The 22,790-nt window shown below is 44.0% G+C and carries 19 protein-coding genes; 5 read left to right on the forward strand and 14 right to left on the reverse strand.

The features are described 5' to 3' along the window. The first annotated feature begins 217 nt into the window (after window positions 1-217). The 3 genes from R7Z50_RS13735 to R7Z50_RS13745 all read left to right on the forward strand — a co-directional run bounded on the left by R7Z50_RS13735 (window position 218) and on the right by R7Z50_RS13745 (window position 3,824). A complete protein-coding gene (locus R7Z50_RS13735) occupies window positions 218-2,674 on the forward strand; it encodes an EAL domain-containing protein (protein ID WP_206970718.1) in 2,457 nt (818 codons plus the stop codon). Window positions 2,675-2,760: 86 nt separating this feature from the next. Further along, window positions 2,761-3,471 (forward strand): hypothetical protein, encoded by a 711-nt coding sequence (locus R7Z50_RS13740; protein WP_318149130.1) that lies wholly within the window; start codon window positions 2,761-2,763, stop codon window positions 3,469-3,471. Window positions 3,472-3,623: 152 nt separating this feature from the next. Continuing rightward, window positions 3,624-3,824, forward strand: a complete 201-nt coding sequence (locus tag R7Z50_RS13745; protein ID WP_005376762.1) for a DUF4250 domain-containing protein — start codon at window positions 3,624-3,626, stop codon at window positions 3,822-3,824. A gap of 21 nt (window positions 3,825-3,845) precedes the next feature. Here R7Z50_RS13745 and metR read toward each other — a convergent pair whose 3' ends face one another. Next, on the reverse strand, window positions 3,846-4,757 hold the full coding sequence (gene metR / locus R7Z50_RS13750; RefSeq protein ID WP_005376763.1) for an HTH-type transcriptional regulator MetR: 912 nt from the start codon (window positions 4,755-4,757) through the stop codon (window positions 3,846-3,848). 278 nt (window positions 4,758-5,035) lie between these two features. Between metR and metE the strand changes: the two genes are divergently transcribed. Beyond that, complete coding sequence (gene metE / locus R7Z50_RS13755) at window positions 5,036-7,318, forward strand: 5-methyltetrahydropteroyltriglutamate--homocysteine S-methyltransferase (protein WP_025767259.1); 2,283 nt, start codon at window positions 5,036-5,038, stop codon at window positions 7,316-7,318. 133 nt (window positions 7,319-7,451) lie between these two features. On the opposite strand, the gene R7Z50_RS13760 is transcribed toward metE, so the two are convergent. From R7Z50_RS13760 to R7Z50_RS13795, 8 genes are all read right to left on the reverse strand, one after another. Further along, on the reverse strand, window positions 7,452-7,844 hold the full coding sequence (locus R7Z50_RS13760) for a GspS/AspS pilotin family protein (protein WP_005376765.1): 393 nt from the start codon (window positions 7,842-7,844) through the stop codon (window positions 7,452-7,454). A gap of 3 nt (window positions 7,845-7,847) precedes the next feature. Beyond that, window positions 7,848-8,144: a YciI family protein gene (locus R7Z50_RS13765; protein ID WP_005376766.1), complete on the reverse strand. Its 297-nt coding sequence runs from the start codon at window positions 8,142-8,144 to the stop codon at window positions 7,848-7,850. Window positions 8,145-8,259: 115 nt separating this feature from the next. Further along, window positions 8,260-8,655, reverse strand: coding sequence for an acyl-CoA thioester hydrolase YciA (gene yciA, locus R7Z50_RS13770; protein WP_005376768.1), 396 nt, complete (start codon window positions 8,653-8,655; stop codon window positions 8,260-8,262). A gap of 225 nt (window positions 8,656-8,880) precedes the next feature. Further along, the gene (locus R7Z50_RS13775; protein ID WP_005376769.1) at window positions 8,881-9,444 is read right to left on the reverse strand and encodes a septation protein A; all 564 of its coding nucleotides are present in this window, start codon (window positions 9,442-9,444) and stop codon (window positions 8,881-8,883) included. A 199-nt stretch (window positions 9,445-9,643) separates the two neighbouring features. Further along, window positions 9,644-9,886: a hypothetical protein gene (locus R7Z50_RS13780; protein WP_005376770.1), complete on the reverse strand. Its 243-nt coding sequence runs from the start codon at window positions 9,884-9,886 to the stop codon at window positions 9,644-9,646. 111 nt (window positions 9,887-9,997) lie between these two features. Beyond that, on the reverse strand, window positions 9,998-12,538 hold the full coding sequence (locus tag R7Z50_RS13785) for a hybrid sensor histidine kinase/response regulator (protein WP_025767260.1): 2,541 nt from the start codon (window positions 12,536-12,538) through the stop codon (window positions 9,998-10,000). Further along, window positions 12,531-13,715 carry an acyl-homoserine-lactone synthase gene (locus R7Z50_RS13790; RefSeq protein ID WP_005376773.1) on the reverse strand — a complete coding sequence of 395 codons (1,185 nt, stop codon included), beginning with the start codon at window positions 13,713-13,715 and terminating at the stop codon, window positions 12,531-12,533. Before R7Z50_RS13790 ends, R7Z50_RS13785 begins: the two co-directional genes overlap by 8 nt. A 156-nt stretch (window positions 13,716-13,871) precedes the next feature. After that, on the reverse strand, window positions 13,872-15,131 hold the full coding sequence (locus tag R7Z50_RS13795; protein WP_005376774.1) for a dicarboxylate/amino acid:cation symporter: 1,260 nt from the start codon (window positions 15,129-15,131) through the stop codon (window positions 13,872-13,874). Window positions 15,132-15,674: 543 nt separating this feature from the next. On the opposite strand from R7Z50_RS13795, the gene R7Z50_RS13800 reads away from it, so the two are divergent. Beyond that, window positions 15,675-17,216 (forward strand): long-chain-fatty-acid--CoA ligase, encoded by a 1,542-nt coding sequence (locus R7Z50_RS13800; protein WP_054577046.1) that lies wholly within the window; start codon window positions 15,675-15,677, stop codon window positions 17,214-17,216. Window positions 17,217-17,342: 126 nt separating this feature from the next. Here the strand turns inward: R7Z50_RS13800 and R7Z50_RS13805 are convergent, their stop codons facing one another. From R7Z50_RS13805 to trpD, 5 genes are all read right to left on the reverse strand, one after another. Then, window positions 17,343-18,038, reverse strand: coding sequence for a Crp/Fnr family transcriptional regulator (locus tag R7Z50_RS13805; RefSeq protein WP_005376777.1), 696 nt, complete (start codon window positions 18,036-18,038; stop codon window positions 17,343-17,345). A 196-nt stretch (window positions 18,039-18,234) separates the two neighbouring features. After that, window positions 18,235-19,041, reverse strand: a complete 807-nt coding sequence (trpA, locus tag R7Z50_RS13810; protein WP_047009991.1) for a tryptophan synthase subunit alpha — start codon at window positions 19,039-19,041, stop codon at window positions 18,235-18,237. Beyond that, window positions 19,041-20,231 (reverse strand): tryptophan synthase subunit beta, encoded by a 1,191-nt coding sequence (gene trpB / locus R7Z50_RS13815; protein WP_064368599.1) that lies wholly within the window; start codon window positions 20,229-20,231, stop codon window positions 19,041-19,043. Before trpB ends, trpA begins: the two co-directional genes overlap by 1 nt. 64 nt (window positions 20,232-20,295) lie before the next feature. After that, the gene (trpCF, locus tag R7Z50_RS13820; protein ID WP_262668100.1) at window positions 20,296-21,735 is read right to left on the reverse strand and encodes a bifunctional indole-3-glycerol-phosphate synthase TrpC/phosphoribosylanthranilate isomerase TrpF; all 1,440 of its coding nucleotides are present in this window, start codon (window positions 21,733-21,735) and stop codon (window positions 20,296-20,298) included. Between the two features lie 13 nt (window positions 21,736-21,748). Further along, window positions 21,749-22,759: an anthranilate phosphoribosyltransferase gene (gene trpD, locus R7Z50_RS13825; RefSeq protein WP_033905671.1), complete on the reverse strand. Its 1,011-nt coding sequence runs from the start codon at window positions 22,757-22,759 to the stop codon at window positions 21,749-21,751. Window positions 22,760-22,790: the final 31 nt, after the last annotated feature.

A 22,790-nucleotide genomic window follows, 5' to 3' on the forward strand; every position in this document is an offset into this window, starting at 1 on the left:
GCATAAGCAATGGTGTGCTTATATGGGGTAAAGCCTATAATCAAATTAGTGCATATTAAATGCAAAAGGCTGAGCTGCTCTGGAAATAGTTCTAAGTCGATAGGCTTATCGTTGACACAATCCATCTATAAAGAGGATCGGCAGGTCCCAACTGGAATGTCGCGAATTGACTGTGAATTTTGAGCCTTGGGCTAATTACAAAAAAAGGGGCTAGGGTATGAGTGAATCTACGACAACAGTGCATCCAAAAATGCAAACGACTTCCAGTCTAACTCCTGTTATAGAGTGGTCTTACGATATTGATACTCGCGAGTTCGAATGTGATCAGCAAGGAATGGCAAAGGCATTTGGGATAAGTACGCCAGTAACCAGCCTAAATAACTTGTTTGATCATATGCTGATGGGGCAACAAGAAACGCTAAAACAACGAATTCTAGAAGTGGAACTCTTTGGCGGACGGGGGCGGTTTTCTTGTTGCATGATGCTAAAAAACGTTAACTTAGTGCACGTTACTATTAGTTTTGAAAGGCTCAATAAGCGCATTATCCAAGGCACTATCATTCCGCAATTAACAATCACTGGTTGCGAGGAGTTAGCGAAAATTCTCGAAACGATTTTTGATTTGCCAAATGTAGGCGTTTTAGTTGCCGATGAAGATACGCGCATCTTAGGTTGTAACCGTGCCTTTGAGTTACAAATGGGCTATCAAAACCGAGATCTGGTTGGGCTTAAAACTCATATTTTCAGTACCTCTCACCATAGCCAAGCGTTTTATGATCAGCTGTGGCAGCAAATTAATGATGAAGGATGTTGGTGTGGTAACTTGCTGAGCAAAACAGCAAACGGTAGCAACCAAGCTCATCATCTTTGTATTTACCGACTTACGTTTCATTCTGGACGAATTCTCTATCTCGGATTTTCTACGGATATTTCTGCTTCGTTGTTGTGGATGAAAAATCGTTGTGAACAACAGCATGATTGGGCTGCCTTTTTACCAACGAGGAAAGAATTTGAACTCCAATTAGCGAACTTAGCGAATGAAAGCAGAAATAAAGAACTCAACATTGTTATGACACTCAGACCCAAGTTTTCGGAGAGATACTTGCTTGAACAGCAATTAGGTTTTGCAGATTTTATTATGCGAAGTCGCTACACCAGTATTGCGGGGCAGTTATCTCGGGATGTGTTTGTCGTATGCTTGCAGACCCCTCATTGTCAATGGTTGAGCCCGGTTCGTTTGATCCAAATTGCCATGAAAGGGTTCTTTAATGAGCTTAGAAATGAAATGGGCACAAAAATGCATGCCACTATCGTTAAAGGCCAAACTGGTGTGTCAATCCTTGGCTATGATACGAACCGACCAAGACAAGCGCTAGCACATGCAGCGCAAGCGATGTTGTCCTCTATTTCCGGTGAAGGCAGCTATTTCAACTTTTACGACAGTGAACTTCACTCTGAATTAGTGAAGCGCCAACATCTCGAGGCGTTTTTGGAGGCGCAAATAGAGAGTGGGCTAGTGGACGTTTACTTTCAACCGATTATCGACGTTCAAACCGGAAGAGTGGTTAAGTTCGAGGCTCTCGCACGCTTCTATGATGAAAATGATGCGTATTGTACGCAAAAGATGATCGCTATTATTGAAGATCTAGAACTCATAGCGGCACTTGATGATGTGGTCTGCCAAGCTGCGTTGAAGCACTTTCCGCGCTTACAAGAAATTTATGGCGAGGAAGTGGGCGTGACCATCAATCGCTCCCTCAATACGAAATTGGATTCTCTTCAGATCCTTCAGCGGTCGCATGATTTGATTAAAGCCAGTGGTGTAGACCCTAAGCGAGTAACTATCGAGCTAACAGAAACCGCGTATTTTGAACAAGATGAGGAGCATACTCGAGCTCTAGAGGAAGTGCGGAAAGAGGGCATTGAGATCGCGATTGATGACTTCGGTACTGGGTATTCTTCTTTTTCTTATCTAGAAAAAGGGCAGTTTGATTTACTGAAAATAGACCGAAAATTCATCAAGAACATTCATAAAGGGAGCACCAGCTATAACATTGTGAAAATGGTCACCGAGCTTGCACAGCAAATGAATGTAAAAGTGGTTGCTGAAGGCGTGGAATCTAAGCAAGAACTTCAAGTATTGGCAGAAATCGGTGTCGATTACATGCAGGGCTTTCTATTTTCTGCTGCCGTGCCTGTCGATTTGATGGATAAAGCGGACAGTTATGAGCATCTGTTCTCTGACATCGCGATTGAGCCTAAGCAAAGTGATGTGTTGCAATCTTTGAGCCATGAACAAGTCAGGTCTATGGACCCTGGAGAACCGCTCTCCTTGGCAGTGGAGTACATGAATTTGAATCCAAGCTCGCCTTTAGTTGTTCTCAATGAAAATCGTTGTGTTGGGTTAATTACGAAAGAGACGGTGAATTTACACCTAACACCTTCGATGGGCACAGAGCGAGAAACTGAACGAGAAAGCCGAATTTGGAAACGTCCTGTTAATCAGATAATGAGCACCGAATTTGTGTTGGTTGATGAGGATTTACCTGTCTCTGTTATTCGAGAGTTGGTTAAAACCGGCATTCGTTTCCCTTGGGTATTGTGTAATACCAAAGAAGAGTACCGTGGAGTTTTAACGCAGGAAGACGCGTTGAAGTATCTTGCTTCTCTGTGAATAAAATTGTCTTACCGTTTTAGCTCATTTGGGGGCCGACTTTCGGTGGTTTGGCGATAGTTGATTTGATATTATCGCCCCCCAAAATGACTTTTGAGCGTGCATTCAACATGATTCAACAATTGCTGGTTACTTTCCCTCCGATGCTATTTGGCGTACAAGCGCTACTGACTTTGCTTCTAATCAAGGGCGATATTTGTCCTGGTCAGCGAGGACGTCTTCATAAAATGTTGCCAGCAGTAGCTGTATTGTGGCTCGCTGTTGCGTCACTTCGCATTGAAGCATTTATGATCGTGTTTGCTAGTTTCTACTTCTATTCTCAGGTTCAAACCAAGAAAACGCGTGAAAAAGGGCCACTATGGGCGATGCATTTAGCGAATGGTTTGGCCTTTGCGTATGTAAGTATTCAGGTATTTGAGCAATCAAGCTGGCCAGCATCGATAGCGATGGCGCTAATGATATTTTTCCTTGGGGCGTCATTTTCTCAATTGCTACTTACGATAGCTCGCAGCAGATTACAGGCATTTCACCGCATTTTACCAGTTACTGGCATTGTGTCTGGAATGCTATTAGTCATCGCAACGTTGTTTGCTTCTTACCAGTTAAATGAAGCTGCACTGAACGCTGCAACACAGCCAATCTTGCTGTCTTTAGCTATGCTAATTTCTTCAATTATCGTGTGGTGTTGGCATATTTTTACGCATAAGAAACCAGAAAAGGTGCAACTGAGCGTAGCTTTGTTGCTAGCACTCGCGTCGATGACGAGCCTGCAAGGTTTATTCTCTCTCGCGGCTTGACCTCTACTCTAAAGACAAAGTTAGACGGCTTATATCCAAGTGCTTTCTTGATGCTTGGGTATAAGGTGATCACGTTTTAGATCTCACTCACTTTAAATTCGCGTGATTACTACTACGCTTGTTTATATACCTTGTCGAAGAGGAGAGTCGCGATGGATTTAAGCAATGTAGGTAATCTGGACAGCACTATTTTGCTAGGTATCGTCAACGAAAAGCTACGTTTAGAGTGCGACAGTTTTGACGAGTTAGTATCAGTGTATGAGATGGATGTAGAGTCTGTAGTCGGCAAGCTTGATATGCTCGGTTATCAGTACGATCCATTGACTAACCAATTTAAAGCATATCAACGCTAAGCCTTTCATAATCCAAATCTTTTAAGCCACCTTGATTCCGTCAAGGTGGCTTTTACATTGTAGCCTCGCGGTTGCGAAAAAAGCTTGTAAGTAACGCTTTTCTTTCTCTGAGTGACGCGTTGCAGCAAACAAGCGACGCCATAAGCCTTGGCCGAAAGGTTTACTGGTAATAAGACCTTGGCGAGAAAATTCAGAAATCGCCCAATTGGGTAGTGCCGCCACCCCTAATCCAGCAGAGACCATCTGAACTAACATGAGAGTGTTGTCGGCTTGCTTCCATTTCGCAGGTTCTATTCCTGCTGGCTGAAGAAAGTGTTTTACGACGTCCAGCCTTTGTTTTTGAACCGGATAAGAGAGCATGGTTTGATCTGCGAGATCTTGCGGATCAATAATTTCTTTTTCCGCCAATGGGTGATTGGTTGCGGTAATTAAACGCATTTCAAAGTCGAATAGAGGCTCGTAGTGGACTTCAGATCGAGGTTGGATATCGGAAGTAATAACGAGATCAAGTTCGCCTGCCAATAGAGCTGGGAGTGGTTCAAAGCCAAAACCAGAGGAAAAGTCCAATGTTACGCTAGGCCAAGCAAGTTGGTACTCCCTAAGTGCAGGCATTAGCCATTGGAAGCAAGAGTGACATTCAATGGCCATATGTAATCGGCCATTGACGTCTTCTTTCAAGCTCGCTAAATCATTTTCTGCTCTTGCGAGTTTCGGAAGGATATCTTCTGCAAGACGCAATAGGATTTCTCCCTCTGAAGTGAACTTCACCGGACGAGTCTTTCTCAGGAACAGTTGCCCTCCAATTCGCGCCTCCAAATCTTTGATCTGATGAGACAGTGCCGACTGAGTGAGATGTAAAGCGGTCGCTGTTGCCGTTAGAGAGCCAGTGTCTCGAAGCGAAGTGAGTGTCCGCAAATGTTTTAGCTCTATCATGAATTCCTTTCATCCTTTGTTGCTCGCTATGAACAGAATAGCAATCGTGTAAATAACTTAACGACAAAAAATGGATATGTAAACGTCTAGACGTCTATTTGTTGTGTTTATTTGCGAATCATGTCGCCTCATGATGAATTTTTTTAATAAACAAGTTGAATAAATGGACGTTGTTCAAACCGCAGATGAGAGCGATAGTTTAGCCATCCAGACATCTTTCATGACGAAAGATACTCTGACCCAAACAAATTAAACAAGATTGAAAAAGGAATAGGGACATGGCTACAACAACGCACGTACTAGGTTATCCACGCATCGGTGAAAAACGAGAATTAAAATTCGTTCAGGAAAAATACTGGCGCGGAGAAATTGATCAAGCAGAGCTTAAAAAGGTTGGAGCAGATCTGCGCGCTAAAAACTGGCAAACGCAAACAGATGCTGGCTTGAGTTTTACCACCGCTGGCGATTTTGCTTGGTACGATCATGTACTGACGACCACGTTGTTACTGGGTCACGTGCCAAAACGTCACGCAGACGGTTTCCCTGATTTGGATACGCTATTCAAAGTGGGTCGCGGTCAATCTCAAGCGGGTTGCGGCTGTGCGGGCGCTGCAGCATCGGATATGACTAAATGGTTCAACACAAACTACCACTACATCGTACCTGAATTTAGCAAGGACGATACATTTGAAGTGAGTTGGCCTCAACTGTTTGAAGAAGTCAACGAAGCAACCCAAGCTGGGCATAAAGTGAAGCCAGTTTTGCTTGGTCCAGTCAGTTATCTTTACTTAGGTAAAGAGGTAGAAGAAGGGTTCGATCGCCTGACGCTACTGCCACGATTGCTTACGGCTTACCAAGCTATTTTGGCAAAGCTCGCAAGTCAAGGTGTTGAGTGGGTTCAGATTGATGAGCCAATTTTGTCACTGGAGCTAGAAAGCAAATGGGCTGATGCGTTCAAGCTAGCGTACCAAGTGATTCGAAGCGATGTAAAAGTGCTGCTAACGACGTACTTTGACTCTATAAGCGATACGCTAGACAAAATTGTAAAGCTACCAGTGGATGGTTTACATATCGATTTATCTGCCGCGCCTCAGCAGCTTGACGACGTGGTTGCCAAACTACCGGAGGGGTGGGTGCTGTCTGCTGGCGTGGTCAACGGTCGTAACGTGTGGCGCTCGGATTTGAGTGCGCAACTTGAACGTCTACAGCCAGTAAAAGAAAAACTGGGCGACAACCTTTGGGTTGCGAGCTCATGCTCTTTGCTACATAGCCCGGTTGATCTGGAACAGGAAACAGAACTCAGTGAGGAAGTGAAAAGCTGGTTTGCGTTCGCAAAACAAAAAGTAACAGAAGTCGCCTTGCTTGGCCGGGCACTCGATGGTGATCAAGATGCGATTCTCGCTTGTGATACCTACAGCCAGCCAATCAAAGCACGTAAAACGGCAACGCATGTGAATAAGCCACAAGTTCAAGCACGTTTAAACAGTATTACTGCGTCACTTGCCGAGCGCAGCGCACCTTACGCGGAGCGTGCTGCGCATCAAGCTGAAGTATTGGGCTTGCCTCTGTTGCCAACCACGACAATCGGTTCTTTCCCTCAAACGGGTGAAATTCGTGTTCAGCGCAGTGCTTATCGTACAGGTCAATTATCTGAGTCTGAATATATCCAAGCACTTAAAGGACATATTGCTGACGCAGTAAAACGTCAAGAGGCGCTCGACCTAGATGTGCTTGTTCATGGTGAAGCAGAGCGTAACGACATGGTGGAATACTTCGCTGAGAACTTGGCGGGTTTTCAAACGACCAAATTTGGTTGGGTACAGAGTTATGGCTCTCGCTGTGTGAAACCTGCCATTGTAGTTGCTGACATTGAACGTGAAAAACCGATCACGGTTGAATGGTCGACGTACGCCCAGTCGCTAACCAGCAAACAGATGAAAGGCATGTTGACTGGACCAGTTACGATTTTGTGTTGGACGTTCCCACGTGAAGACATCACACGTCAAGAAATTGCGCAGCAACTTGCTTTGGCACTGCGTGATGAGGTGTCTGACCTGCAAGATGCAGGCATCAATATCATTCAAATTGATGAGCCAGCCATTCGAGAAGGTTTACCACTCAAAAAACGCGATCAAAAAGCGTACTTAGAATGGGCCGTAAATGCGTTTAAGGTCTCTGCGGCAAGTGCAAAACCAGAAACTCAGATTCACACTCATATGTGTTACAGCGAGTTCAATGAAATCATTGATTCGGTTGCGGCACTCGATGCGGACGTCATTACCATTGAAACATCTCGCTCGAATATGGAGTTGCTGAAAGCATTTGAAGAGTTCAATTACCCGAACGAAATTGGCCCTGGTGTTTATGACATTCACTCACCAAACATTCCTACGGAAGAATGGATTGAAGGTTTAATCAAGAAAGCGGCAGAAAAAATTCCGGCTCAACGTTTGTGGGTAAACCCAGATTGTGGTCTGAAAACACGAAACTGGAAGGAGACAGAAGCCGCATTGGCAAATCTGGTTTCAGCGGCGAAGAAGCTCCGTGCTGAGCTGGCGTAACACGTCGTTACAGCAAATAAAAACGGAGACTGTGGTCTCCGTTTTTCTATTCTTAATTGTTAACTTTCGTTTTCAGATTATCCAATAATAGCGAATCATCGTCTCGTGCCGAAAGCAACAAAAATTACTGTAGCTACTTCACCTGAGTACAAGTCTGTGCTGAAACCAACTCATCTGCCATCAACTGACCGCGAGAATTACGTACCTTAATACGATACATCAAGCCCATATCAATTTGCTTGCGAACTTCTGGGTTGCTGCAGTAGGTATAGATACTGGTATTCAGTACTTGATTTAACGGCTTTGCACCGAGGGCGCCATCGTTATAAATCATCATCATCTCTACAACATTTTTGTTGGATGAGACACGCATTATTTGCAGTGGACCGTACTCTAAAGGGAGACCAGCTGACAAGACTCCTGCTCGGTTTGATGCCATAAGCTCAAGTTGGCGCTGCTTATCATCGGTTGATGAGCAGCCAGCCAGAGCACCAAATACCAAGAAAAGACACAGTAATTTTTTCATAAATTAAAACACTTTTTTGAACGGTTTCACGATTACATTATCGTAAACACCAGCCGCTACGTAAGGATCGGCTTCTGCCCACGCTTTAGCATCCTCTAGCGAGGCGAATTCAGCGATGACAGTTGAGCCCGTAAATCCAGCTTCACCAGGATTGTCAGAATCTATCGCAGGCATCGGACCAGCTGTAAGAAGGCGACCTTCGTCTTGTAGCTTTTGTAAGCGATCCAAGTGTTGTGGGCGAACGCTCATGCGTTTTTCCAACGAGTTCTCAACGTCCTGTGAAAAGATGACATACCACATAGCATAGTTCCTTAATTGGTAGGGTAAAGTGTTAATTTAACGCCTTTTTTGTGTCTCTCACAAGTGAACAACAGAAAATGTGAGATCCTTTCTAACTGTTAGCGTTGTAGGTTGACTAATTCTGAACCGGACGTGGTTTACCTTCACTGTCAATGGCTACGTAGTTGAAGGTCGCATCACAAACCATGAAGCGTTCGCCAACACCGTGAGCTTTGACGGGTTTGACCCATACTTCCAAATCGACACTCATGGATGTGCGGCCGATCTTAGTGCATTCGCCGTAGCAGCATACGACATCGCCCACACCAACAGGTTTTTTGAACGTAATGCTTGATACCGAAACGGTGACAACGCGACCACAAGAGATCTCTTTTGCCAGAATCGCGCCCGCTAAGTCGAGCTGAGACATTATCCAACCGCCAAAAATATCGCCATTGGCGTTTGTATCTGCAGGCATTGCAAGGGTACGAAGCAGCATTTGACCTTTCGGAGAGCTAATTTCTTGACTCATTGTGACATCCTAAATCTTAAAGGCGCTCAAACTAAGCGCCAACATAGTAAATACCTAGAACCAAAGGTCCTTAAAAAACCGCAGATACCGGACCAGAGAAAGTTGGTTTACAGCAGCAAGAATGGTCTGAAAACGGTACGTTGTTTGAGCGGTTTACTGATACATGGAGCAAAACAGCGACCCTAAGGTCGCTGTGAAGTCGCGGATTATAGCAAAACTGAGTTTTTAATCATCAGTGGACACATCGGATGAGTTATTTTTTTGTTCTTTTGGCATGTGTTTATAAATGTAAAAGCCAGTCGCAATCATGTAGGCAAATGTCGCGATCAACATTCCAAATACTTTGAAGTTAACCCAAACATCCAACGGCAATTCGTAAGCAATATAAATGTTTAGGCCAGCGAAGAATGAGAAGAAGCCAACCCAAGCCCAGTTAATCTTTGCCCAAACAGCGTCAGGTAACGTAATTTCCTTGCCTAGCATACCTTTGATGGCTGATTTTCCCAATGCGTGGCTCACTGCTAAGCCAATCGCCAGAATCGCGTAAATGATGGTGACTTTCCACTTTATAAAATTGTCGTCGTGGAAGAAAAGGGTCATGCCGCCGAAGATAGTGACGATAACAAATGTTATTAGCTGCATCTTTTCGACTTTCTTATACAGCGCATAGGTGACGACAAGCTGAATGGCTGTTGCTACGATCAGTGCACCTGTCGCCACGTAGATGTCGTACAGCTTGTATAAAGCGAAGAAAACGATGAGTGGTATAAAGTCTAGGATCTGCTTCATGATGGCAAAATCTACCTAATTGTTGAATTGAAGACAGTCTAACGGAATCTGACAAGATGTGAATACTGAGGAAGTTAAGGTAAGAATAGTAACGCTTAGTATATCGTACAGCCCGCAAGCTTCTTCCATGTCGAAACAGCATATGGAAGGAATAAAAATTGCCGCGATGAGGCGGCAATAAAGTTGAGAGTTTTAAACCTTAAGCCACACGTTGATATTGGGAAATAAGCGTTTTTACATCTTCTAAATAGCCTTCCCGTAGTAAGTTATCGACCGTTGCTTCTAGCTCTTCGAGAGACATCGTGAAGCAAGTGGATTTACCAGTCATCAGGCTCAGATATTGATGATACTCTTCTTCTGTATAGTGGCCTAAGCGATCAAGTAACAGTGTTTTGATTCCATGATGAATCAGGCCGTAGTATGTATGTCGATGAAGTAACATGGCGATCTCCTTATCAAGCTCATACGCTACTCTTTTGTAGCCTGCTTGACCTTCTGGATAATTCGATTTACTCCAATAATGCACATCTAGTGCCAATTCTATATTTGCAGATTAAAAAGTGTTGGAAGGTGCAAAATTCTCGTTCTGTAGCCATCTTTGGATGACGACTTGAAGTGCATTTAACGTGGTGGGCTTTTCGAGTCTGTCATCCATGAGTTTCGAAATTAGCTCCAACTCTCTAGCTCCAGACTCACCAGATAAGGCAATGATTGGAACGGAGGATGTGATTTGCTTAATCCGTTGGCTTGCGTCAAATCCATTCATTACCGGCATTTGGACATCCATAAGAACGAGATCAATCTTGTGAGAGTGGAATAGTTCTACCGCAGAGGCTCCATTATTTGCTTGTAAGCTGTTGACTCCCAATCTTTTTAAATACATCTGTACCAAGGTGCGTTGCACCTCTTTGTCATCAACAATGAGCACTGTTGGTGCATCTTTACATACTTGTACGTGTTGAGCTGAATGATTTTCAGAATGTGATGGAGTTGCTTTCCAGCTATCAAAGTCCGGTGCTCTTAATGTCTCTGGTTTTGGTGCGTTTGGTACGACTGGGAAATACAAGTAGAATTCTGTGAACTCGTTCAATTCAGACTGGCACTCTATTCGTCCTCCGAAGGAGCGCATAACACGTTGGCAATAGCCCAAACCTAAGCCACTGCCTCCGCTTTTTTGATACGAGAAAAAGTCATCAAATATCTTGTGTAAGATACTGCTATCTATACCTGGCCCACTATCTCGGAAGATCAGAATGTTTTCGTAAGCCCCCGTCTGGGTACGAATCTCAATTTGACTGTCGGGATAAGAATCAAAATAGTAGATAGCGTTACGAATCAAATTGAAAATGACAAAGTTAAACAGGGTCTCATTTAACTTCGCGACAAAATCGTGTGCCTGTGGCAGGTTAATTCTCTCTATTATTTGATCGTTTTCAAAACCATAACGGCTTACTGCTTGGTCGATGGCTTTATGTATGGAAGTGAGAGCTAAAGGCTCATGCTCTGGTGAACTGTCGCTAACTTCTCGTAAAATAATATCGATAAGTTGTCGACCGCGTTGTATAGCGGCTTCACCTTTATCAATTTCTCTTTTTAGCGTATCCAGTGAGGCGTTTGACTCTATATGTTGTTTTAAAGCTTCAAATTGTAATTGTACTTGAGCGAGAGGGTTACGCATTTCATGTGCAATGGAGTTAGCCAACGCACGGCTTTGGCGTACCTTTCTATCGGCTTCAATGGTGCTCTGGATGCGAACTAATAACGTTTGCAGAGCTGAGATTTCTTCATTAGAAAACAGCTTATTATCTATTTTATGTGAAGAAATTAGTAAGTGAGTAACAGACTTTCCACGACCGAAGAGAGGCATAACGAGCGCAGTATTGCTTGAGCGCATGCGCTCGTAGAGCTTTCTCATCGACCCTTTAGAAGAGGAGGCATAATCAATTTCTTCAGACAACTCATCAAGCACGAGAACTGACTTGCTTGACGGCAGGTACTCTTCGTAAAACGTTTCTGTGTAATTGCTAGTGACTAGCTGCAGCTTGTTGTTTGGTATGTTAAGTAACGATGCCAACTGATGCATAGCATCATCTATTGAGCGTTTAAACTCTTCCTCTAACCCAAGGATTTGCTGAACGGGAGTGTGTCGTTTCCCATAAATAAAATACGAAGCGTAACGACTGACTCGCTTAAAAAGCAAGTGCCAAGTGATACCGATAAGCGCACATAAAGGTAACGCAACAAGCCATTGGTTATCTTCAGAGATAGGAATAAATATCGCCCCTAGCGGCAGAACAAAAATGGCGCAGACTAAGAGCGCGCTTACCGTTAAGTACGTGAGATATTTAGCGCTGTAGAAGCGAGAGGTAAGTAGGGCATAGCCCACAAACAACATTTCGCTGATTGAAAGTGCTGGTGGTAACCAAGTTAGGGAGAAGTCGCCAAGGAAATACGTCATTCCAAGGTGTATCACTGCCGTAGATAACATGAATACCAAAATGCCAGCGATCATATAGTTGCTTTTTGCTAGCGTGAGTTTGCTGCTGTTCGCGCGCATGGCAATCAAGTTAAGCAGCGTTAGTACCACGAAAGCTAGCAAACTAATGAAAAAATATGAGGTATGTGGGCCAAATTCAATGACGAACTGGCTTGGACCACTAATGGTGACATTTTCGACAGTGAGATTCGGCACTAAGTTGATGTACAGTGAATACGTTGCTAGTGTGACAAAGACGACTTTTTGCCAGACTTTGACCGCTGTTTTTTTAACATCTGCGGTTAACTGGCAAGAAAAATAGAATGCAAACGCAAAGGCGAAAAAAGACGCTAAGTTCGCTAACTTAGCCATAAAAATGCCACCAACAGAGCCTAATTCTGGCAATAAATCGGTATGGAAATAGGCGTTGCTGCTTATCCAAACAATGATACAGCTGGAATAAGCGATGTAAGGCGCGTGATGCGAGCCTAAGATTGATTCACTCTTCTGTTTTAGGCGATAGCAGTAATACAGTAGCCAAGCGAATACTATTAGTACAGTCGCGTACAATGCCATTGCTTTTGGGTAAAAGAGACCGTGCAAATGAACATCAAGCATGCTCATTCACCTTTTTATCCATTCTTTTTGTTCGTACGCAATGTTTGTAGTCGCGAAATTGTATGTCTTGAAATGCTTCAACCATCATACCTAAATTCCAGAAACCGCGGTATGTCTTGGTACCGTCACCGTTAATGTCGCGGTATCCTGAGTGAAAGTAGGCACTTAAATCAATAGATTGATAGAAATTTAACATAAACACTTGCTCAATAATGGTAAAGCCGAGCTTATAGCCTGCTTTATAGAGCTCGCTCATCATAGTTTTTTGCGCCAGATACAAAAAATACAGCTTTTGTTGAATGTTGCCTCCCACCGTAAGACGCAGTACTTCGCAAACCGCTTCAGTGTTCTTTACATGAGATTGAAACTGAGCATCAAACCCAACAAGAGTGTGCTCAGGAGTTAGAGCACGACACTCCAAAATACCCAGTTGATTGAGAACACTGTACCCATGATTAGGAAAGCAAAACTGCCATTGTTCGTTACTAAACTGTGGTGAGTAACTGAGCCAGTTATTTCGTTGATGCCAGCTTTGCACTAAAGCGGAGGAGACCAAGATTGGTGAAGATGACGATTTGAGCAAGAGCGCAAAGTGCTGCCCTTTTTGCGAGAGTGATAAAAGAGGCAAGATTTCAAACCATTGTTCAGTTTGGACGAAAAGCTCAAGATTACTCAGTGTGATCGCTTCGGAAATCGGCATTAACGCTGCATGATTTGGCAGCATTACCTCAAGATCGCAATCTGCGATATCTTCAATTAACACGCTAGTATAGCTGTGGTCGTCAAACGGAAGCGGAGTAGGAATCGCAGCTTCGTTTGAAGGATATTTTTGCTTGATTGCTTCGATCTCGCATTGACACCAGAAAACCATCCAATGCGGGTAACAATCTGCGGCAAGTTGTTCAAGTAAACGAATCTCTTTGGAGAAACCTGTCGGATACTGTTGCACTAAATCTCGATAATCCATTAACTCAAATAGTGCAGAAAGACTTTTTGATGCGTGTTTAGGAAAGAGAGATTTAAGCAGTTTTATTCGATACAGAGCAACCTGTTGAAAAAGAGCATCTCGTTTTTGTTTCGTTAGGGTAAGAATAACTGAGTCAACCAGTGCCTGCTGCTTTGATTCGATCGGCAAATTTGTTTTGGTGAGATATTCCAAAGATTGCTCAAGACTCATGATATAACCTAGTTCTAACGTTTTGTTATATTTTGTAATGGTTTATATCATTTTGAAAAATTTATGCTATCGGTTTCTATTTGTATAGTTACGTAATGCAAGAAAAGACAAAAAAACCGCTCATAATGAGCGGTTTTTGGTCTATTCAAGAAAGAGTTAGGCTTCTTGCTTTTTAAGCTCAGCTTCTGCCGTTTCTTCTTCAATTAGCGCATCAACGATAACTGCACATGCAGCATCACCTGTGATGTTCAGTGCTGTACGAATCATATCGAAAATACGGTCAAGAGCGAATAGCAGCGGTAGACCTTCAATTGGAATACCAGCGGCAAGAAGCACGGCAACCACTAGGAAAGAAGGGCCAGGAACACCCGCTTGACCAACCGCACCCAATGTAGACGTTACGATAATTGCAATGTAAGCGCCCATGCCTAGATCGATATTGAACAGTTGAGCAAAGAAGATAGCAACCAAGCCATAGTAAATCGCATTACCTGACATGTTGATCGTTGCGCCTAGAGGCAGAACAAATGATGCAGTTGAATTTTTTACGCCCAGCTCTTTTTCACAGGTGTCCATTGTGACAGGCAGTGTTGCCATAGAAGACGCTGTTGAAAGCGCAACTGCTTGCGGTTTCTTCATTGAAGACAGGAATTTCTTCGCAGATGTCTTCGTGAAAACATGCACCATTGCTGGGTAAACAACGAAACCGAAGATTAGGATGGCGGCAACGTAAACAACGAACAGTTTAAACACCACCATTAGCGCACCAAAACCAAACGTACCGACGGCTTCTGCCATCAGACCAAATACACCGATAGGTGCAATGATCATTACTTTGTTGATCATCCAAACCATTGCGTCAACGATGCAGTTAACACCATTGATGATTGGTTCACGACGCTCTTTTGCTTGCTTAGAAATCGCAATACCAAAGAACATACAGAAAACGAGGATCTGTAGGATGTTTGCTTCATTTAGTGATTGGAAAACGTTGGTTGGGATCATACCAGTGATGGTTGCCCAGAAAGTAGGTAGTTCACCTTTTGAAGCGTATTCTGCTGAGAACATGCCTTCAACGCCAGAGACGTCGATACCCATGCCTGGTTGGAATACTTCACCCATAAATAGTGCAAGCGCAACGGCTAGGGCGGATGTTAAACCAAAATAACCTAGAGTGACGATGCCAACTTTACCTGCTGACTGGCTGTTCCCAAGACCAGCGGCGCCAGAAATCAAGGCTACAGCGACCAAAGGAATAACCAACATTTTGATTAAGTTGATAAAGATAGCACCTAAAGGAGCGAACACTGTCGCATCATGACCCATCATGGCACCAACGGCTGTGCCCACGATCATGGCGATTACGACTTGTACGCCAATGTTGTTTAGCAAACTCTTTTCTTTTAACACTTCCATAACCTCTGTGCTAATAAAATGTAAAATCCTAAAATTACCCACTAACCATAAATGGATTTACGGATAATTATCTCGCCTTGCTTTTTACACTTATCGTTTACAATTGGCAATATGCAGCAAGGTATTATTGATGGATTAATCGATATTTTATTGACGAACGATAAAGTTTTGTTCAATAGCAAACGTTTGCTATTGATTTTTCTTATAAGGGTCGCGCTTAGGATTGTTCAAGTTTATTTTTCTTTATTTGTTTTCTTTTTGTTAATTTTAACCGCTTTTGTATTTGCTATTGCAGTCAGAGTTTTTAGTGACTTGGGTTGATATTTATAACAATTCATCTCTTTCAAGCTCACACTTTTATTAATTTGCCTTCTGAAATGTTAATTGCTTTACATTCTTGGCTCTAATTGCGTTGTAAACGTAATGTTAAATTGTAATGACTGGTGAGACTCAAATGCTGACGATCCAGTGTTAGAGATAACTTGCTTAGTTAATGCTCCTGAGCTGATTAGACGAGAAAGACAAGTAAGAGGTGAAGAGACTATGATGAATCTTGCTGCTGCGTTACAAAGAAATGCTGCGAGTAAACCAGATAAAACGGCGTTGATATGTGGCACTGAAAAGATAAATTATGCGCAGTTTGATGCGATCGCCGGCAAGATCGCAGCGTCTTTAATCAATAAAGGCGTAAAGCCAGGTGACCGCGTTGCGATTTCATGCCCAAACATTCCTTTTTTCGCGTTTGTTTATTATGCAATACAAAAAGCTGGCGCGGTTGCAGTCCCATTAAATGTGCTTTTGAAAGCGCGAGAAATTAAGTATCACTTAGAAGATTCAAAAGCGAAGTTTTATTTCTGCTTTGAAGGGACGAAAGAACTGCCAATGGCAAAAGAGGGTGTCAAAGCCTTTGAACAAGTCGATACATGCGAAGGCATAGTCGTATTGACTCAATCTCAAGATGAAAGCTATTGGAATGGTGTAATAACTCTCAATGCGTTTATAGCCGATGTCCAACCGTTGCCGGATTATATACCGCGTAATGCGGATGATACATGTGTGATTTTGTATACATCAGGGACGACAGGCTTACCAAAAGGCGCTGAACTGACTCAGCAGAACATCATAATGAACGCTCTGGTGGCACAAAACATTATGGGCAGCCAGGCCGATGATATTCACTTAGTAACTTTGCCTTTATTTCATACATTTGGTCAAACCGTCCACTTAAATGCTAGTGTTTTGGGCGGGGCAACATTGGTGTTAGTGCCTAGGTTTGAGCCTAAACATGTTCTTGAGCTGGTGGAAAAACATAGGGTGACGATATTTGCTGGTGTGCCAACGATGTACATCGGTCTGCTTCATGTGCAGCATCAATTTGATACCTCGTCATTGCGTGTTGCAGTAAGCGGTGGTGCGCCATTACCAACCGAAATCTTTCGAACCTTTGAAGAAACATTTAATGTGCCGATCTTAGAAGGATACGGGTTGTCGGAGACAAGTCCTATTGCATGTTTTAATCATTTAGATCAGGAGCGAATACCAGGCTCGGTAGGTCAACCGGTTCAAGGCGTCGAAGTAAGAGTTATCGACATTGAAGGCAATGCACTACCGATAGGCGAAGAAGGTGAGATTGTTGTGCGTGGTCATAATGTTATGAAGGGATATCTTGACCGCCCAGAAGTTACTGAATCTGCGCTACAAAATGGTTGGTTCCATACTGGTGATGTGGGCCGCTTTGACAGTTCAGGTAATTTATTTATTGTCGATAGAATGAAAGATCTGATCATTCGAGGTGGATTTAATGTTTATCCCAGAGAAATTGAAGAAGTTTTCATGACTCATCCTGCCGTTTCAATGGTCGCGGTGATAGGGATTCCAAATGAAGAGTATGGCGAAGAGATAAAAGCCTACGTTGTACTTAAACCAAAAGAATACATTGACGCCGATTCATTACAAAAGTGGGGTAAAGAGCAATTAGCCTCGTTTAAATATCCTCGTTATGTCGAAATTCGTGAACACCTCCCGATGAGTGCGACAGGAAAGATTTTGAAACGTGAGTTGAAATCTGAATTGAATATAGCTTAGTCAATTCAATGGTTTTTGTGTCACAGCGCCACTTGCCTAAGTGCAAATGGTGTTGTGCTCTTGACCAATTAGATGCATAAGGTTTTTAGCTATCGTTAGACAATACTTACCGTTTGTTGAATGGATCTATTGCTCGAGTTCTTTAAAGTATTCTTCTAAGCGTTTCGGATTGGTAATGGTTACTGAGCCATAGTTTAGCTCTAGCATCCCGATACTTTCTAATCGTTTTAGTATCTTGTGTACGCTCTGACGAGTTAGCCCCATCATGTTAGCGATATGTTCTCTTGTTACCCTGACAACGCATGGTCGAGTATCGATCGCTTGATTAAGTTGGTATTCTGCAAGCAGCAGTAACCTTTTGGCGACTCGTTCTTCAATTCCTCTAATCGCGTCATCTTCGATAACAGAAATAGCAGACCACAAGCGGCGGCTAAGTAAGTCGAGTATAGTGGGGTAACTTTGAGGGTATTTGGCGAGTAATTGGCGAAATTTATCTCCAGGAAGCTCCATTACAGTCACGTCAGAATGCGCGGTCGCACCAAAAATACGAGGCATACCGGGAGAAAAAACATTGTCTCCAAACCAGCCACCAGCTTCGAAAATCATCAGTGTGACTTCTTTGCCTTTTGAACTAATTGAGTTCACTCTCACTGCACCTTGAGCTATGACCATAAGAGAAGATTGAAGCGCACCTTTATTGCAAATCAGTGCTTTTTCGTCGAAGCAGCGAACCTTAGTCATTTGCGCTGCTTCACTAAGCCCTTTATCTGGCAGCCCTGATAGTACAGGACATTTGGCTAGCAGTGTTTTGACTTCTTCCATGTAGCAACCTTACTGCACATTGCTTTATTGAGTGAGTTAAGTTACCCAAGCTTAACACTCTTTGAGTGCTCTGCTTGAGATAGATTTGGAAAGTGCGGGCGTTGAACAAAAAATGACGTGGTATAAACGCGATAGTAAGAAAACGCCCACTAAACATAATGTTAAGCGGGCGTTGTTGTGTCATATCAAACTGAAATTATTTTTGAGTGGCAGCTTTCATTGCAGAAACGAATTCACCTAGCTTGTCGAGCATAATTTGTGGCTGATCAACGTTCGCTTCAATGATTTTTACCACGGCTGAACCAGAAATTGCACCAGCGGCGCCAGATTCTAGTGCTTGTTTCACCTGTGCAGGCTCAGAGATGCCAAAACCAAGTAGCGCTGGTGGCGCATCAAACTGGTTCAGTCTATCGAGCATATGACCTACAGGCATGTTTGCTTTGGTTTCTGCGCCAGTAACACCTGCACGAGAGAGTAGGTAAGTGTAGCCGCCACCCAACTCTGATACTTGCTTCAGTGTTTCATCACTTGCCGTTGGTGGTGCGATGAAGATTGGGTGAATACCAAACTTTTCTGCAGCAGCAACAAATTCGGCACTTTCATTAGTTGGTACATCTGCAATCAAAACAGAATCGATACCTGCTTTTGCACAACGCTCATAGAAGTTCTCGATACCACGAGAGTAAACAAGGTTCGCGTACATAAGAAGACCAATAGGTAACTCTGGGTATTTAGCACGGATCTTACCAATTTGCTCAAAGCAGATATCTGGTGTTGCGCCTGAGTCTAACGCGCGAATGTTAGCGCCTTGGATGGTTGGGCCATCGGCTAGTGGATCTGAGAATGGAATACCAAGTTCAAGGGCATCTGCGCCAGACTCAACCAGTGTTTCCATGATTTTGTAAGACTGTTCTGCGTTTGGATCGCAAACCGTTACGAACGGTACAAATGCGCCTTGGTTCTTTTCGTTTAGGCGCGCAAACATCTTCTCATAACGGCTCATTAGATCGCTCCTTTTTCTTCTAGGATGGCATGTACAGTGAAGATATCTTTATCACCACGACCTGATAGGTTCACAACTAACAATTGTTCTTTTTCTGGATTCTCACGAGCCATACGCAGTGCATGAGCCAGTGCGTGAGAAGATTCTAGAGCAGGGATGATACCTTCGTTACGCGCAATTTCCTGGAATGCTTCTAGTGCTTCATCATCCGTCACGTTGTCATATTCAGCACGGCCAATTGCGTTTAGGTGTGCGTGTTGTGGGCCAACTGAAGGGAAATCAAGGCCAGCAGATACCGAGTAAGACTCTTCTACTTGACCGTTTGGATCTTGCATCAATGGCGCTTTCATACCGAAGAAGATGCCTGTTTTACCATGCTTAAGTGGTGCACCGTGCTGGTCAGTATCGATACCTTTACCTGCTGGCTCAACACCAATTAGGCGAACACTTTCTTCTTCGATGAAGTCAGCAAACATACCAATCGCGTTTGAGCCACCGCCCACACATGCGATAACCGCATCAGGAAGACGACCTTCACGTGCCAAAATCTGATTCTTCGTTTCTTCACCGATCATGCGTTGGAAGTCACGCACGATCGTTGGGAATGGGTGAGGACCTGCCGCTGTACCTAGTAGGTAGTGCGCGTCTTCGTAAGTTGCAGACCAGTCGCGCAGCGCTTCGTTACATGCATCTTTAAGTGTCGCTGAACCCGAGTGGACAGGAATAACTTCTGCGCCCATTAGCTTCATACGGAATACGTTCGGGCTTTGACGCTCAACGTCTTTTGCACCCATGTAAACGCGACACTTAAGGCCAAGTAGTGCACACGCTAGTGCGGTTGCAACACCGTGTTGGCCTGCGCCTGTTTCTGCGATGATTTCGTTTTTACCCATGCGTTTCGCAAGCAGAGCTTGACCTAACACTTGGTTGGTCTTGTGCGCGCCACCGTGAAGTAGGTCTTCACGTTTTAGGTACAGTTTGGTTTTCGTACCTTTGGTTAGGTTACGAGTTAGAGTCAAAGCCGTTGGACGGCCCGCATACTCTTGAAGAAGCGTCATGAACTCACTGCGGAATTCTGGATCTTCTTGCGCGTCGATAAACGCTTGCTCTAGTTGCTCCAGTGCTGGAACTAGAATTTGCGGAACGTACTGACCGCCGTATTCGCCAAAGTAGGCATTCAGTTTTGCCATCGTTATATTCCTTCTCGTATTTTTCGCTACGAATAGCTTTAAATTTTTTAGCTGATATCCAGCTTTAGTAGTTGCGAATAGCGGTGAATGCCGCGAGCAACTTCTGTGAATCTTTTTTGCCTGGTGCGCTTTCTACACCAGAGTTTAAATCTAATCCCAAGCAACCTAGTGTCGCTGCTTGTTGAGCATTTTCTGGCGACAGTCCGCCCGCTAGCATAATTTGACTTGGGTCGCCGATCAGTGACCAGTCGAACACTTGGCCGGTACCGCCGGTTTGAGTGCCAACTTGCGCATCTAATAGATGGCGGTCAATGTTGTCTGCTAGCAGTTGTGGCTTGGCATCAGTCACGCCATAAGCTTTCCAAATTTCTACCGTTGCTGGCAGTTCGGCTTTGAGTTGGTTTACGTAAGCTTGGTCTTCTTGACCGTGCAGTTGCACCGCTTTTAAACCCAAAGAGGTGACGACAGAAGCAACAAAATCGATATCGTGATTTTGGAAAACGCCCACATAGTTCAGCGGAGCACCGCTCATGGTTAAGCGCGCACCCTCAAGGTCGACCGCACGCTTCGATTTCTCGACAAAAATCAGGCCACCAAATACCGCACCAGCTTGATACGCTTTCGCTGCGTCATCTGGATGAGTGAGACCACAGACTTTATTTTCGCCCAGCGTCACTTTGCGTACTGCAAGCTCTAGGTTGTCTTCCGCCATCAGTGAACTACCAATCAAGAAGCCGTCTGCGTATTCCGCTAAATCACGAACTTGTTGATGTGTATAAATGCCAGATTCTGAGATTACTGTTGCGTTAGGAGCCAGTTCGCGAATGGTCGGTGCCAGTTCTTTAGTACGATTCAAATCAGTACTTAGGTCGCGAAGGTTACGGTTATTAATGCCGATAACGCGTGCGCCTAGCTTAACTGCACGATGAAGCTCTTCTTCGTTGCTGACTTCGGTCAAGATACCCATGTTCAGGCTGTGCGCTGCTTCCTCTAGCGCTTTGTACTCTTCGTCATTAAGGACAGAAAGCATCAGTAGCACGGCATCAGCACTGTAATGACGCGCTAGGTAAACTTGGTAGGTATCTACCATGAAGTCTTTACACAGAACGGGTTGTTTGACTTGACCTCTTACCTGAGGAAGAAAGTCAAAATTACCTTGGAAATATTTCTCGTCTGTTAGGACTGAAATTGCATCTGCGTGGTTGTTGTAAACCGATGCAATGTAATCCAAGTCGAAGTGATCACGAATCAAACCTTTAGAAGGTGATGCCTTCTTACATTCGGTGATGAATGCCGTCTTTTCGCCACTCAGAGCATCGTAGAAGCTGCGGTCCGATGGCAGCAAATAAGACTGAAATGTGCTTAGCGGTTGAGACACCTTACGGTCTGCTACCCACTGATATTTGTCGCGGACAATTTTCGCCAGTACTTCTGCCATTTCTGCTTCTTTCTTAGAAACGTGTTCAGACAGGTTGTCAGCTTTCTGAGTGTTGAAGTCAGTCATCTTCTTCAATTCCTTAAGCGTGTGCGGCAAGTTGTTGTACCAATTGGTACGCCTTGCCTGAATTCATTGCCTCAATCGCTTGTTGCGTGTTGGCTTTTAAATCTTCGTGGCCGAATAGACGCATTAGCAGAGCAACGTTTACTGCCACTGCGCCCAATTGTGCGTCTGTACCTTTACCCGTCAGAATATTGGTAATGATCGCTTTGTTTTCTTCAGGATCGCCACCTTTGATTGCTTCTAGTGGGTGCGCTTCTAGACCGAAGTCTGCAGGCGTTAATTTGTATTCTGTGATCTTACCGTCTTTGATTTCGGCAACGGTTGTTTCACCGTGAATTGCTACTTCGTCCAAGCCACTGCCGTGTACTACAGCGGCGCGCTTCATACCCATTTGTAGCATGGTTTCTGCGATAGGACGAACCAGTTCTTCACTGTAAACGCCCATCAATTCGATGTTAGGACGAGCAGGGTTAATCAGTGGGCCAAGAATGTTAAAGATGGTGCGTGTTTTCATAGTTTGACGCACTGGCATCGCATGGCGCACACCACCGTGGTATTGAGGTGCAAATAGGAAAGCGACACCAATATCGTCTACCGCTTTGCGCGTATCTTCTGCGCTCATAGCTAGGTTGATACCAAATGAATCAAGAAGATCAGAAGAACCCGATTTGCTTGAAACGCTGCGGTTACCGTGTTTCGCTACTTTTAGACCACATGCTGCAGCAACAAACGCCGCAGTGGTTGAAATGTTGATGGTGTTGTGACCGTCACCACCAGTACCTACGATATCTGCGAAATCGTAATCTGGGCGAGGGAATGGATTTGCGTTTGCCAGCAGTGCTTTCGCCGCGCCTGCAATTTCGTCTGGCGTTTCGCCTTTGAGTTTTAGTGCAGTCAGTGCTGATGCCATCAAAATTGGGTCTAGTTCACCACGGATAATGATGTCGAATAGCTGTTGGCTCTCTTCCTGAGTAAGCGATTCTTGCTCGTACAGTTTGGTAATAATAGGGTTGATGATTGCTTCCATATTTCCTCTCCTAAATTTCTTATGTGCCAAG

Source organism: Vibrio sp. 1249-1 (assembly GCF_033340495.1).